General features: G+C 73.1%; 15 protein-coding genes and 1 pseudogene. 1 reads left to right on the plus strand and 15 read right to left on the minus strand.

The window, feature by feature from the left end; genetic code table 11:
• Positions 1–28: 28 nt before the first annotated feature.
• From AC2TEW_RS11790 to AC2TEW_RS11835, 10 genes and pseudogenes are all read right to left on the minus strand, one after another.
• Positions 29–268, minus strand: a complete 240-nt coding sequence (locus tag AC2TEW_RS11790; RefSeq protein ID WP_350638077.1) for a hypothetical protein — start codon at positions 266–268, stop codon at positions 29–31.
• The gene (gatA, locus tag AC2TEW_RS11795; protein WP_484623324.1) at positions 265–1,758 is read right to left on the minus strand and encodes an Asp-tRNA(Asn)/Glu-tRNA(Gln) amidotransferase subunit GatA; all 1,494 of its coding nucleotides are present in this window, start codon (positions 1,756–1,758) and stop codon (positions 265–267) included. The genes AC2TEW_RS11790 and gatA overlap by 4 nt, the downstream gene beginning before the upstream one ends.
• Positions 1,759–1,763: 5 nt before the next feature.
• Positions 1,764–2,060: an Asp-tRNA(Asn)/Glu-tRNA(Gln) amidotransferase subunit GatC gene (gatC, locus tag AC2TEW_RS11800; RefSeq protein WP_033820075.1), complete on the minus strand. Its 297-nt coding sequence runs from the start codon at positions 2,058–2,060 to the stop codon at positions 1,764–1,766.
• A 162-nt stretch (positions 2,061–2,222) separates the two neighbouring features.
• A pseudogene (locus AC2TEW_RS11805) lies at positions 2,223–3,872 on the minus strand (putative bifunctional diguanylate cyclase/phosphodiesterase); the annotation flags it as partial.
• A 416-nt stretch (positions 3,873–4,288) separates the two neighbouring features.
• Positions 4,289–6,601, minus strand: a complete 2,313-nt coding sequence (ligA, locus tag AC2TEW_RS11810) for an NAD-dependent DNA ligase LigA (protein ID WP_484623325.1) — start codon at positions 6,599–6,601, stop codon at positions 4,289–4,291.
• 19 nt (positions 6,602–6,620) lie between these two features.
• Positions 6,621–7,574, minus strand: a complete 954-nt coding sequence (locus AC2TEW_RS11815; RefSeq protein WP_359891226.1) for a methionine synthase — start codon at positions 7,572–7,574, stop codon at positions 6,621–6,623.
• Positions 7,575–7,735: 161 nt separating this feature from the next.
• Positions 7,736–8,425: an SDR family oxidoreductase gene (locus AC2TEW_RS11820; RefSeq protein WP_484623326.1), complete on the minus strand. Its 690-nt coding sequence runs from the start codon at positions 8,423–8,425 to the stop codon at positions 7,736–7,738.
• A gap of 55 nt (positions 8,426–8,480) precedes the next feature.
• Positions 8,481–9,011, minus strand: a complete 531-nt coding sequence (locus tag AC2TEW_RS11825) for an LOG family protein (RefSeq protein WP_484623327.1) — start codon at positions 9,009–9,011, stop codon at positions 8,481–8,483.
• A 76-nt stretch (positions 9,012–9,087) separates the two neighbouring features.
• Positions 9,088–10,227: a tRNA 2-thiouridine(34) synthase MnmA gene (gene mnmA / locus AC2TEW_RS11830; protein WP_484623328.1), complete on the minus strand. Its 1,140-nt coding sequence runs from the start codon at positions 10,225–10,227 to the stop codon at positions 9,088–9,090.
• A 90-nt stretch (positions 10,228–10,317) separates the two neighbouring features.
• Entirely contained in the window at positions 10,318–11,502 is a 1,185-nt protein-coding gene (locus AC2TEW_RS11835; RefSeq protein ID WP_484623329.1) for a cysteine desulfurase family protein, read from the minus strand.
• 107 nt (positions 11,503–11,609) lie between these two features.
• Here AC2TEW_RS11835 and AC2TEW_RS11840 point away from each other — a divergent pair, with 107 nt between their 5' ends.
• Entirely contained in the window at positions 11,610–12,422 is an 813-nt protein-coding gene (locus tag AC2TEW_RS11840) for an IclR family transcriptional regulator (protein WP_484623330.1), read from the plus strand.
• On the opposite strand, the gene AC2TEW_RS11845 is transcribed toward AC2TEW_RS11840, so the two are convergent.
• From AC2TEW_RS11845 to AC2TEW_RS11865, 5 genes are all read right to left on the minus strand, one after another.
• The gene (locus AC2TEW_RS11845; RefSeq protein WP_051812217.1) at positions 12,358–13,017 is read right to left on the minus strand and encodes a trimeric intracellular cation channel family protein; all 660 of its coding nucleotides are present in this window, start codon (positions 13,015–13,017) and stop codon (positions 12,358–12,360) included. The two genes, AC2TEW_RS11840 and AC2TEW_RS11845, sit on opposite strands and share 65 nt — an antisense overlap.
• A gap of 70 nt (positions 13,018–13,087) precedes the next feature.
• Positions 13,088–13,867, minus strand: a complete 780-nt coding sequence (locus AC2TEW_RS11850; RefSeq protein ID WP_484623331.1) for a ferritin-like domain-containing protein — start codon at positions 13,865–13,867, stop codon at positions 13,088–13,090.
• Between the two features lie 222 nt (positions 13,868–14,089).
• Positions 14,090–15,127 (minus strand): ABC transporter ATP-binding protein, encoded by a 1,038-nt coding sequence (locus AC2TEW_RS11855; RefSeq protein ID WP_033820067.1) that lies wholly within the window; start codon positions 15,125–15,127, stop codon positions 14,090–14,092.
• Positions 15,128–15,155: 28 nt separating this feature from the next.
• Positions 15,156–16,202 carry an ABC transporter ATP-binding protein gene (locus tag AC2TEW_RS11860; protein WP_484623332.1) on the minus strand — a complete coding sequence of 349 codons (1,047 nt, stop codon included), beginning with the start codon at positions 16,200–16,202 and terminating at the stop codon, positions 15,156–15,158.
• Positions 16,199–17,209: an ABC transporter permease gene (locus tag AC2TEW_RS11865; RefSeq protein ID WP_484623333.1), complete on the minus strand. Its 1,011-nt coding sequence runs from the start codon at positions 17,207–17,209 to the stop codon at positions 16,199–16,201. Before AC2TEW_RS11865 ends, AC2TEW_RS11860 begins: the two co-directional genes overlap by 4 nt.
• Positions 17,210–17,262 lie beyond the last annotated feature (53 nt).

A 17,262-nucleotide genomic window follows, 5' to 3' on the forward strand; every position in this document is an offset into this window, starting at 1 on the left:
TCCCCTTCACTTGAGTCTTGGAGGTCCGTCAGCCCAGCAGCACGTCGTCGTCGCCGAGCCGCTTGAGCTCACGGACGAGGAGCGCGGTGCCGGTGATCAGCGCGGCGGCGCCGACCAGGGCGTTGATCAGCTTGAGGGTGTCGTTGTCGCCGCGGGCCTTCTTGACGTCCTTGACGATCGAGACCGCGCCGAAGGCGCTGGTCCCGATGGACAGCCACAGGCCGGGCTTGGAGTGCTTGAACCCTTTTGCCTTCGCAACGGTGCTCACAGTGCCGGTGCCTCCTCCAGCAGGGGGTGTCCCCACTTGTCGTTGAGTGCGGCCTCGACGGCGCCGCCCACGCGGTACAGGCGGTCGTCCGCCATCGCGGGCGCGATGATCTGCAGGCCGACCGGGAGATTGTCCTCCGGGGCCAGGCCGCAGGGCAGCGACATGGCCGCGTTGCCCGCCAGGTTCGACGGGATGGTGCACAGGTCGGCCAGGTACATCGCCATCGGGTCGTCGGCACGCTCGCCGATCGGGAAGGCGGTGGTCGGGGTGGTCGGCGAGATCAGCACGTCGACGCCGGCGAAGGCCGCGTCGAAGTCGCGCGAGATCAGGGTGCGGACCTTCTGCGCCGAGCCGTAGTAGGCGTCGTAGTAGCCCGAGGACAGCGCGTAGGTGCCCAGGATGATCCGGCGCTTGACCTCGTCGCCGAAGCCGGCCTCGCGGGTGAGCGCGGTGACGTCCTCGGCGGAGCGGGTGCCGTCGTCGCCGACCCGCAGGCCGTAGCGCATCGCGTCGAAGCGGGCCAGGTTGGAGGAGGCCTCGCTCGGCGCGATCAGGTAGTACGCGGGCAGCGCCAGGGTGAACGACGGGCAGGACACCTCGACGACCTCGGCGCCCAGCTCGCGCAGCAGCTCCACCGACTCGTGGAAGCGCTGCATCACGCCGGCCTGGTAGCCCTCGCCGGCGAACTCCTTGACGATGCCGATCCGCATGCCGCGGATGTCGCGCATCTTCGCCGCCGCGACCACGGCCGGCACCGGCGCGTCGATCGAGGTGGAGTCCAGCGGGTCGTGGCCGGCGATGGCCTCGTGCAGCAGGGCCGCGTCCAGCACGGTCCGGGCGCACGGGCCGCCCTGGTCCAGCGAGGAGGAGAAGGCGACCAGGCCGTAGCGGGAGACCGAGCCGTAGGTCGGCTTGACGCCGACCGTGCCGGTGACCGCGCCGGGCTGGCGGATCGAGCCGCCGGTGTCGGTGCCGATCGCCAGCGGGGCCTCGTACGCGGCCAGGGCCGCCGCCGAGCCGCCGCCGGAGCCGCCGGGGATCCGGGACAGGTCCCAGGGGTTGCCGGTCGGGCCGAAGGCGGAGTTCTCGGTGGAGGACCCCATGGCGAACTCGTCCATGTTGGTCTTGCCGAGGATCACCACGCCGGCGTCCTTCAGACGCGCCGTCAGGGTCGCGTCGTACGGCGGGATCCAGCCTTCGAGGATCTTCGAGCCGCAGGTCGTCGGGATGCCCTTGGTGGTGAAGACGTCCTTGAGCGCCAGCGGGACGCCGGCCAGCGGGCCGAGCTCCTCGCCCTTGGCGCGCTTGGCGTCCACCGCGCGGGCGGCGGCCAGCGCGCCCTCGGTGTCGACGTGCAGGAAGGCGTTGACCTTCTTGTCGACCGCGTCGATCCGGTCCAGGTGGGCCTGCGCGACCTCGACGGCGGAGACCGTGCCGGAGGCGATCGCGGTGGCGGTCTCGGCCGCGGTGTAGCGGATGAGATCGGTCATGGTGATCAGTCCTCCCCGAGGATCTGGGGCACGCGGAAACGCTGCTCCTCGCTGGCCGGGGCGCCGGACAGCGCCTGCTCCGGGGTGAGCGAGGGCCGCACCTCGTCCGCGCGCATGACGTTGGTCAGCGGCAGCGGGTGGGAGGTCGGCGGGACGTCCTGTCCGGCGACCTCGGAAACGCGGGCGACCGCGCCGATGATCACGTCGAGCTGCTCGGCGAAGTGGTCCAGCTCTTCGGCCTGCAACTCAAGACGCGACAGCCGGGCGAGGTGGGCGACCTCCTCGCGCGTGATGCCAGGCATGCAGCGATCCTCAAGGTGAGTTCTGGTGAGGCCGGGGCCGCTGCTGCGGCGCCCGGCCCGGACGGGCGGGCGCTCGGCGCACCCCGTCCTCTTGGTCTGTGCGCCCCATCCTATGGGGCGCGGCCCGGGCACCGGCGACGCGAGCGGGGCGCCGCGGGAGGGTCACTGCTGGGCGGTCGGGGCCCCGAGTTCGGGCTTGGCCTTGCCCTTGCCCTTCGCGCCGGGCCCGAGCTGGGTGGCCGGGCGGACCTGGGTCGCCGTCAGCCGCTCGACCGACGGCGCGCCGGTGCTGTGCACCATCAGCCAGGCGGTGGCCTGGTCGGCCGGCAGCGCGGCCGACACCAGCCAGCCCTGCACCGCGTCCACCCCCATGCTCTGCAGCCGCTCCCAGGTCTCGTCGTCCTCGACGCCCTCGGCGACCACGGTCAGCCCGAGCGAGTGCGCCAGCTCGACCGAGCAGCGCACCACCGCGGCGTCGTGGTCGTCGGCGACCATCCGGGAGACGAAGGAGCGGTCGATCTTGAGCTCGCCGACCGGCAGGCTGCGCAGCCGCACCAGCGAGGAGTGCCCGGTGCCGAAGTCGTCCAGCGACATCCGCACGCCGTAGCGGCGCAGCTCGTCCAGGGTGTCGGCGGCCCGCCGGGAGTCGTCCAGCAGCAGCCGCTCGGTGATCTCCAGCTGGAGTGCGTCGGCCGGGACCTGGTTGCGGTCGAGGTGGCCGGCGACCCGGGCGGCGAAGCCCGGGTTGAGCACGTCGCGCGGCGAGACGTTGACCGCGACCGGCACCTTGAGCCCCTGGGCCCGCCAGATCGCCAGCTGGCCGACGGCCGACTCCAGGACGTAGTCGGTGAGCCGGGGCATCAGACCGCTGGACTCGGCCAGGCTGATGAACTCGTCCGGGGCGACCCGGCCCTGCCCGGCCCGCTCCCAGCGCAGCAGCGCCTCCAGGCCGACCACCCGCCCGTCGAAGGCGACCTTCGGCTGGTAGTGCAGCTTGACCTCGGCGGTCTCCAGCGCCCGCCGCAGGTCGCCGAGCAGTCCGATCCGGTACGGCGTGTCGATGTCCCGCGACTCGTCGTACTGCTCGACGCCGCTGCGGCTGCGCTGGGCGTGGGCCATCGCCACGTCGGCGCGCCGCAGAAGCGATTCGGCATCCTGTGCGTGGGTCGGGTAGACGCAGACCCCGGCGCTGGCCTCGAGCACCAGCAGCAGCCCGTCGAGCCGGATCGGCGCGGCGAGCTCCACGATCAGGGCCTTGGCCACCCGCTCCAGCGTCTCGGGGCTGCCCACCCCGGGCAGCAGCACGGCGAACTCGTCGCCGCCCATCCGGGCCACCACGGCCTGCCCGCTGCGCTGGACGGACGGCGGCAGCGCGGCGAACACGTCCTCCGCCGGGTCCTGCAGCGCGGGCACCCCGGGACGCGGCGGGCCGGGCTGCGGGCCCGAGCGCAGCGCCCGGTTCAGCCGCCGGGCGATGTGCACCAGCAGCCGGTCCCCCGCGGTGTGCCCGAGGGCGTCGTTGAGCGAGCGGAACCGGTCCAGGTCGAGCAGGATCAGCCCGACGCTGTAGTCGTCCTCCCCGTCGTGCGCCGCGATGGCCTCCTGGGCGGCGATCAGCAGGGCCTGCCGGTTGGGCAGGTCGGTGAGCGGGTCGGTGAGCTGGTCCCTGGCCCGGTCGCGGGCGATCCGCCAGGCCGCCACCAGGACGGCCAGCGGGACCGCGAACAGCGGCAGCAGCTCGGGTTCGTAGCGGTAGACCAGGACGGCGAGCGGGATGAGCGGCGCGGCCCCGGCCAGCACAACGCCGAGCAGCAGGACCGCACCTGCCACCCCCTGCGGCGGGCGTGTGGGCGCACCGCCGGTCGTACGATCCATAAGCCCTGTCCTCCGTCGGGCCCGCCCCGTCAGGCCGCCTTACGGTGAGGCACCGTACCGGTGCCGGTGGACGTCAGGCGACGGGGTGTCCCCACGGGCCCCGGCCAAGACCGGAGCCACCCACCCCTGCTGACTCTCTGTTGCGCTCCAGGGTATGCCGGGGTCGACCGGGAGGGCAGACTTTCGGACACCCTGAGCGCGGCACCGGCCGGACTTCTCCCCCGGGGGAGGGTCCGGCCCTGTCCTCACACCGGATGGATGCCCGCGATCCCCGGCGCGGACCCCGGTGACGTCGCATCAGGAGGATAACGGCCCGGACAGCGGTGACCGCTCATCAGGACCCGGCCGGCGGGCTACTCGGCGGGCTCCTCGGGCCCTGCGGCGGGGGCCGGCTCCGCCGCCGGTGCGGCCTCGGGGACCGGCAGCGGGTCGAGCCCGAGGCTCGCGCGGGCCGCGTCGGGGCCCTGCTCCAGCAGCACGGTGAAGCCCGCGTCGTCCAGCACCGGCAGACCCAGCTGGACGGCCTTGTCGTACTTGGAACCCGGGTTGTCACCGGCCACCACGAAGTGGGTCTTCTTCGAGACCGAGCCGGTCACCTTGGCCCCGCGCGAGGTCAGCGCCTCCTTGGCGCCGTCCCTGGTGTGCCCGGCCAGGGTGCCGGTGACCACCACCGTCAGGCCCTCCAGCGGGCGCGGCCCCTGCTCCTCGGCGCCCTCCTCGACGAAGCTCACCCCGGCGGCCCGCCACTTCTCCAGGATCTCGCGGTGCCACTCCTCCTCGTACCACTCCTTGATGGAGCGGGCGATGGTCGGACCGACCCCCTCGGCGGCGGCCAGCTCCTCCTCGGTGGCGGCGAAGATGCGGTCCAGGTCGCGGAACTCCCGGGCCAGCGCCTGGGCGGCGACCGGGCCGACGTGACGGATCGACAGGCCGTTCAGGAAGCGCCACAGCGGGCGGTCGCGGACCGCCTGGAGGTTGTCCAGCAGCAGCGTCAGCGACTTCTTCGGCTCACCGCGGAGATTGGCGAAGAAGGTGGCCACCTTCTCCTCGCCGCTCTGGTCGTCCAGCTTCGGCATGCCGGTCTTCGGGTCGCGCACCAGCACCTTGATCGGCAGCAGCTGCTCGACCGTCAGGCCGAAGATGTCGCCCTCGTTCCTGACCGGCGGGTCGGCGGGCTCCAGCGGCTGGGTCAGCGCGGTCGCGGCGACGTACCCGAGGCCGTCGACGTCCAGCGAGTCGCGGCCGCCGAGGTACGCGATCCGCTCGCGCACCTGGGCGGGGCAGAACTGCGCGTTGGGGCAGCGCAGGTCGATGTCGCCCTCCGACATCGGCCGCAGCTCGGCGCCGCACTCGTGGCACTCGGCCGGCATCACGAACTCCCGCTCGGTGCCGTCCCGCAGGTCCTCGACCGGGCCGAGGATCTCCGGGATCACGTCGCCGGCCTTGCGCAGCACCACGGTGTCGCCCAGCAGCACCCCCTTGGCCTTGACCACCTGCTGGTTGTGCAGGGTCGCGTACTGCACCATCGAACCGGCCACCTTGACCGGCTCGGCGAGCACCGCGTACGGGGTGGCCCGGCCGGTGCGGCCGATGCCGACCTTGATGCTGGCCAGCTTGGCGGTGACCTCCTCCGGCGGGTACTTCCAGGCGATCGCCCAGCGCGGCGACTTGGAGGTGGCGCCGAGCCGGCCCTGCAGCGCGATCTCGTCCACCTTGACGACCACGCCGTCGATCTCGTGCTCGACCGAGTGCCGCTGCTCGCCGTACTGCCGGATGAAGGCGCGGACCTCGTCGAGGGTGGAGACCACCCGGTTGTGCCGGGCGGTGGGCAGGCCCCAGTCGCGCAGCAGCTGGTAGGCGTGCGACTGGCAGTCGATGTCGAAGCCGACCCGGGCGCCGATGCCGTGCACCACCATGTGCAGCGGGCGGGCGGCGGTGACCTGGGTGTCCTTCTGGCGCAGCGAGCCGGCCGCCGCGTTGCGCGGGTTGGCGAACAGCTTGAGCAGCGCCTGCGGGCGCTTGCCCTGCTTCTCCCGCTCGGCGTTCTCCGCGCGGCGGCGCTCGTTCTCCGCCGCGAAGGAGGCGTTCAGCTCGGCGAACGCCTCGGTCGGCAGGTACACCTCGCCGCGGATCTCCACCAGCTCGGGGACGTTCTCGCCCCGCAGCTGGTGCGGGATCTCCTTGATGGTGCGGACGTTGGCGGTGATGTCCTCGCCGACCCGGCCGGTGCCGCGGGTGGCGGCCAGCACCAGCCGGCCGCGCTCGTAGGTGAGGTTGACGGCCAGACCGTCGACCTTGAGCTCGCACAGGTAGTGGTAGTCGATGCCGGACAGCTCACCGGCGACGCGCTCGGCCCAGGCGGCCAGCTCCTCGTCGTCCATCGCGTTGTCCAGGCTGAGCAGCCGCTCCCGGTGCTCGACCTTGGCGAAGGCGTCGGTGGCGCTGCCGCCGACCTTCTGGGTGGGCGAGTCGGGGGTGACCAGCGCCGGGTGCCCGGCCTCCAGCGCCTCCAGCTCGCGCATCAGCCGGTCGAACTCCGCGTCGCTGACCACCGGGGCGTCCTGGTCGTAGTACCTGACCCGGTGCTCCTCGATCTCGGCCGCCAGCTCCGCATGCCGCGTGCGAACCTCGGCCGGGATCTCCTCCCAGCCCTCAACAGCCGCCACCCTGGGCCCTCCTGCCGTCTTACTCCGGGTTGTCCACCAGGCTCTGCGCCGCCTTCACACTGAGTGACAGCGCCCGCTTGGCGTAGTCGGGGGAGGCCCCCGCCAGCCCGCAGGTCGGTGTCACCAGCACCCGGCGGCCCAGGAGCTCCGGATCCAGCCCGAGCCTGCGCCACAACGTCCTGACACCCTGGACACTACCGGCCGGGTCCGACAATCCCGTGTCGGTGGAGGGCACCACACCGGCCAGGATCACGGTGCCGCCCTCGACCGCCTCGCCGAGGTCGTCGTCGTCACGCTCCGTCAGGAACGAGAAGTCCAGCGACACCCCCGCCACCCCGGCCCGGCGCAGCAGCGGGATCGGCACCCCGGGTGCGCAACTGTGCACCACCACCGGCACGTCCAGCGCCCGGACCACCGAGCGCAGCGTCTCCTCGGCCACCTGCCGGTCGACCGCGCGCAGCCGCTGGAACCCGCTCGCGGTCTTCACCGACCCGGCCAGCACCGCCGACAGCGACGGCTCGTCGAGCTGCAGGACGGGCTCCGCGCCCGGCACCCGGGTGCGGACCTCGGCCAGGTGCCGGCGCAGGCCCTCGGTCAGCGACCCGGCGATGTCCCGGCAGGCGCCCGGGTCGGCCAGCGCCTTCTCGCCGTGCCGCAGCTCGACCGAGGCGGCCAGCGTCCAGGGGCCGACGGCCTGCAGCTTCAGCGGTCCCCGGTAGCCCTGGGTGAACTCCTCCAGCGCGTCCAGGTCCTCGCCCAGCCAGGAGCGGGCCCGCCGGCTGTCCCGCCCTGGCCGGTCCGCGAACCGCCAGCCGCTCGGCTCGACCTGGGCGAACAGCTCGACCAGCAGGCCGGCGCCGCGCCCGATCATGTCGGCGCCCGGCCCGCGGGCGGGCAGCTCCGGCAGGTGCGGCAGCAGCTCCAGCGAGCCGGTCACCGTCCTGGCCGTCTCCCGGGCGTCGGTGCCGGGCATGGACCCGACGCCGCTGGCGGCGCCGGACAGGGCGGGGAAGGAGTATTCGGTGCTCACCCGGCCGAGCCTAGGGCACCGCGCGCCCGCGGACGGCCGGTCCGCCGGGCACCCGGGCCGGGCGGGGTCGGCCCCGGGGCCGGGCGGCTGGGTCCGGCCCCGGGTCAGGCGCCGGGACGGACGGTGATCTCGGTGATCGCCGCGTCGCGCGGCAGGTCGAGCGCGGTGACGATCGCGGTGGCCACCGACTCCGGGTCGATCCAGCGGCTCGGGTCGTACTCCTTGCCCTCCTGGTGGTGCACCTTGAGCTGCATCGGGGTGGCGGTCCGGCCCGGGTACACCGTGGTGACCCGCACACCGTTGCCCTGTTCCTCGGCGCGCAGCGCGTCGGCCAGCGCACGCAGGCCGAACTTGCTGGCCGCGTACCCGCCCCAGTTCCCGTCCGCCCGCAGGCCCGCACCGGAGTTGACGAACACCACCTGGCCCCTGGCCTGGCGGATCGACGGCAGGAAGAGCCTGGTGAGCTCGGCCGGGGCGACGGTGTTCACGTTCAGCTGGTGCTGCCAGGCCTTCACCGGAAGGTCCCCGACGGTCCCGAGCTCCACCACGCCCGCGATGTGCAGCAGCGCGTCCACCTCGACCGGCATCTCCTGCTGGCCGAGCGCCCAGGACAGCTTGGCCGGGTCCGCGAGGTCGCCGACCAGCGTGCGGGCGCCGGGGAAGCGCGAGCGCAGCACCGCCGCCCGCTTGGCGTCGCGCGCCAGCAGCCACAACTCGGCGCCCCGGGCGGCGAGTCGCTCGGCGACGGCCGAGCCGATGCCGGAACCGGCGCCGGTGATCAGGTGTGCACCCATGATGTCCTCGGTGTGGTCGTGGCGGTCGGGCGGGAGCCGATCGCGGTCGGTACGGTCAGACCCGGCGGTCGAGCTGCGCCAGTGCCCCGGCGGGGGTGTCCGCGAAGGTGATCAGCTCGGCGAGCGGACGCGGCAGGAAGCCCTCGGCGTCCATCCGCTCCAGCTGGGTCCGCAGCCCCGCGTAGAAGCCCGCGGTGTCCAGCACCACGACCGGCTTGTCGTGCAGGGCGTGCTTCTTCAGCTCCAGCACCTCGGTGACCTCGTCCAGCGTGCCGAGACCGCCGACCAGCACCACCACGGCGTCGGCCCGCGCCAGCAGCTGCGCCTTGCGCTCCGCCAGGTCGGCGGTCATCACCAGCTCGTCGGCGCCCTCGTACGTCTTGTGCGCCAGCAGTTCGACCGAGATCCCGACCAGCCGGCCGCCGGCCTCCTTGACCCCGTCGGCGAGCAGCCCCATCAGCCCGGCGTGCGAACCGCCCCACACCAGGGTGTGGCCGCCCGCCCCGAGCAGCCGTGCGAACTCGGCGGCGGGGGCGGTGTAGCGGTCGTCCAGCGAGTACGCGGAGCAGAAGACAGTGATGTTCATGATTCCCCAGGTCTACCACGGGCCCGGCGGCCCCGGGATCCCGCCCCTCGCAGCGGCCGGCCCGTGAGGGCCCGTCTCAGGCCGTGACGGCCCGCCGCCGGGTCGTCGCGATGGTGGCCGAGCCGACCACGCGGGTGCCGTCGTAGAGGACCACGGCCTGCCCCGGGGCGATGCCGCGGACGGGCGCGGCCAGCCGGACGGTCAGCTCCCCGTCCACCAGCTCCGCCGTGACCGGCACCTCCTCGCCGTGCGCCCGCAGCTGCGCGGTGTACGCGGCCTCCCCGGCCGGCTCGGCGCCGCACCACCGCGGCCTGATCGCCGTCAGCCCGAGCACGTCCAGGCCCTCGGCGGGGCCGACGGTGACGGTGTTGTTCACGGGCGAGATGTCCAGCACGTAGCGCGGCTTGCCGTCGGCGGCGGGCCGGCCGATCCGCAGGCCCTTGCGCTGGCCGATGGTGAAGCCGTACGCGCCGTCGTGCTCGCCGAGCTTGCTGCCGTCGGCGTCGAGGATGTCCCCGGTCGCGGTGCCGAGGTGCTTGGCGAGGAAGCCCTGGGTGTCGCCGTCGGCGATGAAGCAGATGTCGTGGCTGTCGGGCTTCTTGGCGACGGCCAGGCCCCGGCGCTCGGCCTCCAGGCGGATGGCGTCCTTGGTGGTGTCGCCGAGCGGGAACATCGAGTGCGCGAGCTGCTCCGCGTCCAGCACCCCGAGCACGTACGACTGGTCCTTCGCCGCGTCCACCGCCCGGTGCAGTTCGCGGCCGCCGCCGGGCAGCTCGACGATCCGGGCGTAGTGGCCGGTGCAGACCGCGTCGAAGCCGAGGGCGATGGCCTTGTCCAGCAGCGCGGCGAACTTGATCTTCTCGTTGCAGCGCAGGCACGGGTTGGGGGTGCGGCCGGCCGCGTACTCGGCGACGAAGTCGTCGATCACGTCCTCGCGGAACCGCTCGGCGAGGTCCCAGACGTAGAACGGGATGCCGATCACGTCGGCGGCCCGCCGGGCGTCCCGGGAGTCCTCGATGGTGCAGCAGCCGCGGGCGCCGGTCCGGAAGGACTGCGGGTTGGCGGACAGCGCCAGGTGGACGCCGGTCACCTCGTGGCCGGCCTCGGCCGCACGGGCGGCGGCGACGGCGGAGTCGACACCGCCGGACATGGCCGCGAGCACCCGCAGGCGCGGGCTGTCACTGGGGAGGGTCGGGGCACCGGGGAAGTCGCTCATGATGCGACCAGCGTACGTGCTCCCGCTCGGCGGGCGGTAAAGGAATCCTCGACCGTCCGCGGCGGCCCGCCCCTGCCCCCGGGCCCGCGCTCAGCGCCGGGCGGCGGCCGCCAGGCCCGCGTTGCGGGCCCGCTCGACGGCCGGGGTGAGCGCCGCGGTGAGCGCCTCGACGTCGGCGCGGGTGGAGGTGTGGCCGAGCGAGAACCGCAGCGAGGCCCGGGCCAGCAGCGGGTCGGCGCCCATCGCCAGCAGCACGTGGCTGGGCTGCGGCACGCCGGCCGAGCAGGCCGAGCCGGTGGAGCACTCGACGCCCTGGGCGTCGAGCAGCATCAGCAGCGCGTCGCCCTCGCAGCCGGGGAAGGAGAAGTGCGCGTTGGCGGCGAGCCGTCCGGCCGGCGCCGGGTCGCCGTTGAGGATCACGTCCGGCACGGCGCCGCGGACCGCGGCGACCAGCTCGTCGCGCAGCGCGCCGACCGCGGCGGCGTACGGTTCGCGGCGCTCGACGGCGAGCGCGGCGGCGGTGGCGAAGCCCGCGGCACCGGGCACGTCGAGGGTGCCGGAGCGCACGTCCCGTTCCTGCCCGCCGCCGTGCAGCAGCGGCACCGGGGTGGCCTGACGGGCCAGCAGCAGCGCGCCGACGCCGTACGGGCCGCCGATCTTGTGGCCGGTGACGGTGAGCGCGGTGAGCCCGGAGTCGGCGAAGGAGAGCGGGACCTGACCCAGCGCCTGGACCGCGTCGGCGTGCATCGGGATCCCGAACTCACGCGCCACCTCGGCCAGTTCGGCGATCGGCTGGAGGGTGCCGACCTCGTTGTTGGCCCACATCACGGTGATCAGCGCGACCGAGGACGGATCCCGCTCGACGGCCTCGCGCAGCGCGTCCGGGTGCACCCGGCCGTAGGGGTCCACCGGCAGGTAGTCGACCAGCGCCCCCTCGTGCTCGGCCAGCCAGTGCACCGCGTCCAGCACCGCGTGGTGCTCGACCGGGCTGCACAGCACCCGGCGGCGGGCCGGGTCGGCGTCGCGGCGGGCCCAGTACAGCCCCTTCACGGCGAGGTTGTCGGACTCGGTGCCGCCGCCGGTGAGGACGATCTCGCTCGGGCGGGCGCCCAGCGACTCCGCGAGGGACTCCCGGGACTCCTCGACCACCCGGCGGGCCCGGCGGCCGGCCGCGTGCAGGGAGGAGGCGTTGCCGACGACCCCGAGCTGCGCCGTCATGGCGGCGACAGCCTCGGGCAGCATCGGAGTGGTCGCGGCGTGGTCGAGATAAGCCATAGCGGGACCAAGTGTAGGCGTCGCCAGGGTCACGATTTGGCCATTGCACCCTCTGCAACGCGCCGTTAGCCTCCTGCCTCACTGGCAGGCGTGGAGGGGCGGACACGATGTCGCAGACGGTCGACCGGGCGCTGACCATCCTGGCCGCCCTCGGCGAGGGGCCGAGCTCGCTGGAGCAGGCGGCGAACCGGATCGGTGTGCACAAGTCCACCGCCCTGCGGCTGCTGCGCACGCTGCAGGAGCACGGCTTCGTGACCCGCCAGAGCGACCACCGCTACCGGCTCGGCGGCCGGCTGTTCTCGCTCGCCCAGCAGGCGCTGGAGACCATCGACATCCGGCAGGTCGCCGCACCGTACCTGGCCTCGCTGAACGAGCGCTCCGGGCACACCGTGCAGCTGTCGGTGCTGGAGGACGGCCAGGTGCTGCACCTGGACAAGGCGCAGAGCCGCTACCCGGACCGGCCCGGCTCCCGGCTCGGCCCGGACGGCCGCTTCGGCCACCGCCCGCCCGCGGCCGCGACGGCGATCGGGCGGGTGCTGCTGGCGGACCTGCCGCCGGAGCAGCTGACGGCCTTTCTGGCGGCGCAGCGGGCCGGCGGCCCGGAGACCGGCCCGACCGAGGAGCTGCGGGCCGAGCTGGCCGCCGTGCGCAGCCGGGGCTGGTCCGCGGACGAGGCGGCCGGGCCGGGGTCGGTCACGCTGATCGCCGCGCCGATCGCCGGCACCGAGGGCCGGGCGATCGCCGCCTGTTCGCTGTCCGCGCCCGCCCACGAGGCGTCGGCGGCGGAGCTGAGCCGGCTGCTGCCGGAGCTGCTGTGCACGGTGGAGGCGATCTCGCTGGCGTACGGGGGGACGCCTACTCCTCGCTGGTGCGAGAACCGTTGCGGTGCCAGGCACGCGGAGCGCGCCAGCCGTACCTGAGCGCCAGCATCCGGATCACGAAGGCGCACAGCGCGGCGGCCGAGGCGTTCAGCGGGGTGAGGCGGTCGACCGAGATCAGCACCGCGACCACGGTGGCGCCGGCCAGGGCGGGCACCGCGTAGATCTCCCGGTCCCAGCGCAGCAGCGAGGGCTGCTCGGTGGCGAGGACGTCGCGGATGACGCCGCCGCCGGCGGCGGTGAGCATGCCGAGCGCCACCGAGGCGACCGAGCCGAGGCCGTAGTCGTGGGCCTTGATCGTGCCGGTGACGCAGAACAGGCCGAGGCCGGCCGCGTCCAGGGTCTGCACGGCGGTGTTGATCCGCTCCACCTGCGGGTGCAGGAAGAACACCACCAGGCCGGCGGCGAGCGGGGTGGAGAAGTAGCCGAGGTTGCTGAAGGCCGCCACCGGCGTGGCCCCGATCACCAGGTCGCGCATCACCCCGCCGCCCAGCGCGGTCGCCTCGGCGAGCACGCAGATACCGAAGATGTCCATGTTCTTGCGGACGGCCAGCAGGCCGCCGGACAGGGCGAAGACGAAGATGCCGATCAGGTCCAGGGCCTGTTGCACCCCTGGCGGGAAGATTTGCGAGGTCACCGGCCCAGTCTCCCTGCCGCCCCGGCCCGCGGCCCAATCGAACAGCGGGCCCCGCCGCACGCCCCCGGGATCAGGCGAAGGTCTCGCGCGGGGGCGGGCCGCCCAGCGCGTCGAGCCGGTCCGGCATCGTCAGACTGGTCATCCGGTGCCAGCCGGCCACCCGCTCGTATCCGAACACCGCGTGGACGCCGGCCGCCAGCACCGCCGACTTCGCCCGCGGCCAGCGCAGGATCGAGCCCATGTGCGCCATCACCGCCAGGCTCACGTCCCGGTAGGTGCGGATCTCGGCGCGGGCGGTCTCCTGCAGCGTGGTGAGGATCCGCCGGCCGTGCCCGGCGTGGGCGAGGCGCAGCAGCTCCTCGTGGCAGTACGCGAGGTGGTTGTCCTCGTCGTTGGAGATCATCCGCACCGCGTGGCCGACCTCGGGGTGGTGCCCGAACACCTTCTTCAGCAGCTGCATCTGCTCGGCCGCGCGCTGCTCGGTGACCCGGCTGTGCGCGAGGTAGGTGATCACGTCGGCCTCGCTCAGCGGCTCGTCGCGGCGCAGCCGGGAGTGGGCCAGGCCGATCCCCTGGCGTTCCAGCATCATCGTGTAGTCGGTGTCGTCCGGGACGTCGACCGGCGTCAGCCCGCGCTTGCGCAGCAGCGCGTTGAAGATCCGGCCGTGCTTGTCCTCGTCCGCGCCGTGCCGGGCGATCCGGGGGGCCAGCCACTGGTCGTCCACCAGCCGGGAGATCCGGCCGTTCTCCCAGCCGCCCTGGTCCTCGCCCTTGGCCGCGATGGAGCAGAACAGCCGGAAGGCTTCGTCGTCGTCGTGGATCTCCTGGAACAGACTGCGCGCCGACAGCACCTGAGGCCTCCCAGCTGCCCGGCCGGGGTCGGGCGTCGATCGGAACAGAACTCCGATCAGTGAATGCGGGCCCGGTCGCACCCGCAACCGCTCGCGCCGCCCGCTGCGCCGTACGGCGGACGCGGGCGGCCCGGACGGCCGCTGGGGCGCCACGACGCCGAAGGCCGCCACCCGGTGCGGGGGTGGCGGCCTTCGGCGCGTACGGGCGGGGCCCGTTCCGGGTCAGACCAGGACGGGGTTCTCCGGGAAGTGGCAGGCGACCTGGTGGCCGACCTTGGCCGCGACCAGCGGCGGCTCCTGGGTGGAGCAGACGTCCTGGGCCTTCCAGCAGCGGGTGCGGAAGCGGCAGCCGCTCGGCGGGTTGATCGGGGAGGGGACGTCACCGGTGAGCAGGATCCGCTCGCGGCGCTCCTTGCGGCCCGGGTCCGGGACCGGCACCGCCGACATCAGCGCGGTGGTGTACGGGTGCATCGGGGCCTTGTAGAGCGAGTCCCGGTCGGCGATCTCGACGATCTTGCCGAGGTACATCACCGCGACCCGGTCCGAGACGTGCCGGACCACCGAGAGGTCGTGCGCGATGATCAGGTAGGTCAGGCCGAGCTCGCTCTGCAGGTCGTCGAGGAGGTTGACCACCTGGGCCTGGATGGAGACGTCCAGCGCCGAGACCGGCTCGTCCGCGACGATCATCTTGGGCTTGAGCGCCAGGGCCCGGGCGATGCCGATGCGCTGGCGCTGGCCGCCGGAGAACTCGTGCGGATAGCGGTTGTAGTGCTCGGGGCTGAGGCCGCACAGCTCCAGCAGGTCCTGCACCGCCCGCTTCACGCCGTGCTCGGTCTGCACCTTCTGCAGCCGGAACGGCGCACCCACGATGGTGCCCACGGTGTGCCGCGGGTTCAGCGAGGAGTACGGGTCCTGGAAGATCATCTGGATGTCCTTGCGCAGCGGCCGCATCGCGCCCGTGCTCAAGTGGGTGATGTCGGTGCCCTCGAACTCGATCTTCCCGCCGGTGGGCTCGGCGAGCCGGGTGACCAGCCGCCCCATCGTCGACTTGCCGCAGCCCGACTCGCCGACCACGCCGAGGGTCTCCCCCGGGTTGACCGTGAAGTCGATCCCGTCCACGGCCCGGACGGCACCGGTCTGCCGGCGCAGCACGCCCTTGGTGATGGGGAAGTGCTTGGCCAGAGCGGTCACCTTGAGCAGCGGCTCGCGGTCGGCGGCGGGCGCGGGGGCCGGGATCGCCGCTGTCGATGAGTCCGTCATGGGGTGTCTCCTGAGGGGTGGAACGGGGTCACAGCCGGGGCGCGATCTCGTCGGCGAAGATCCGGTGCCGGTCGGCGGCCGGCAGGTGGCAGGCGGCGTGGTGCCGCTCGGCGGCCTCCGCGAGCACCGGCACCTCGGTGGACGAGCGCCCGCCGGTCAGCTCCGCGTACGGGCAGCGCGGGTGGAAGGCGCAGCCGGTGGGCACGTTGATCAGGCTGGGCGGGGTGCCCTTGACCGGGACCAGGCGGTCCTGCAGCTCCCGGTCCAGACGCGGCATGGAGCCCAGCAGGCCCCAGGTGTACGGGTGTTCGGGCGCCTGGAAGAGGGTGGCCGCGGGGCCCCGCTCGACGCACTTGCCGCCGTACATCACCAGGATGTCGTCGGCCAGCTCGGCGACCACGCCGAGGTCGTGGGTGATGATGATGACGGCCGAGCCGAACTCCTGCTGCAGGTCCCGGATCAGGTCCAGGATCTGGGCCTGGACGGTGACGTCCAGGGCCGTGGTCGGCTCGTCCGCGATCAGCAGCGAGGGGTCGTTGACCAGCGACATCGCGATCATCGCGCGCTGGCGCATACCGCCGGAGAACTGGTGCGGGTAGTCGTCCACCCGGCGGTCCGGCTGCGGGATGCCGACCCGGTCGAGCATCTCGACGGCGCGCTTGCGGGCGTCCTTCTTCTTCACCTCCGGGTGGTGCACCCGGTAGGCCTCCACGATCTGCTGCCCGACGGTGTAGTACGGGTGCATCGCGGTCAGCGGGTCCTGGAAGATCATCGCCATCCGGCGGCCGCGCAGCTGGCGGACCCGCTCGGGCCCGGCGGCGATCAGGTCCTCGCCGTCCAGCCAGATCTCGCCGGTGATCCTGGCCCGCTTGGAGCGGTGCAGGCCCATGATGCCGAGCGAGGTGACGGACTTCCCGGAGCCGGACTCGCCGACGATGCCGAGGGTCTTGCCCTTCTGCAGGTCGAAGCTGACCCCGTCCACCGAGCGGACCAGGCCGTCGTCGGTGTCGAAGTGGATCCGCAGGTCGCGCACCGACAGGAAGGCGTCCGGCGAAGAGGTCTGAAGGTCGATCATGACAGCCTCACGCGGGGGTCGACTGCGGCGTACAGGAGGTCAACCAGGAGGTTGCAGGCGACGATGAAGAAGGCCGCCACCAGCGTCACGCCGAGCACCTTGGGCAGGTCGTTCTCGCCGATGGCGGCGACGGCGTAGGCGCCGATGCCCTTGAGCGAGAAGACCTGTTCGGTGATCAGGGCGCCGCCGAGCAGCAGGCCGAGGTCCATGCCGAAGATGGTGATGATCGGGGTGAGCGCGGAGCGCAGCCCGTGCCGGACGACCACCTTGCGCTCGGCCAGGCCCTTGGCCCGGGCTGTGCGGATGTAGTCCTCGCTCATCGTCTCGAGCATGCCGGCCCGGGTGAGCCGGGCGTAGAGCGCCGAGTAGAGGAAGGCCAGCGAGATCCAGGGCAGCACCAGGTGCCCGGCCCAGGCGAACGGGTCGTCGGTGAAGTTGACGTACTCCACGTTCTCGAACAGCGGCCACTTGAAGTGGAAGGCCAGCAGCAGCAGCGCGCCGGTGAAGAAGACCGGGCTGGAGACGCCCGCCAGGGCGATGCCCATGGAGAGCCGGTCGAAGATCGACTTCGGCTTCAGGGCGGAGACCACGCCGGTGGAGACACCGGAGAGCAGCCAGATCACCGAGGCGCCGACGGCCAGCGAGAAGGTCACCGGGATGCGCGAGGAGATCTCCGGCCAGACCTCGACGTGGTTCTTGAACGAGTAGCCGAAGCACGGCACGTGGCAGCTGACCGGGTCCGGGCCGAACTTGTACTCGGCGCCGCTGACCAGGGCCTTCAGGAACCGGCCGTACTGGACGTAGAGCGGCTGGTCGAAGCCGAGGTTCTGCTTGACCGCGGCGATCGCCTCGGGGCTGGGGTTCTTGCCGACGTACTGCGCGGCCAGCTGGTCGGTGGTCTCGCCGGCCAGCGAGGGGAGCAGGAAGAAGATGCCGAAGGTGATGGCGCTGACTACCAGCAGCAGCACGACGGCCGCGAGGATCCTTCGGATGATGTAGGCGAACATAGTCGGTCGGCTGCGGCGGCCCGCCTCCGTCCGGGGTGACCGGACCGGAGGCG

The organism is Kitasatospora sp. NEAU-CNBT7 (assembly GCF_057220535.1).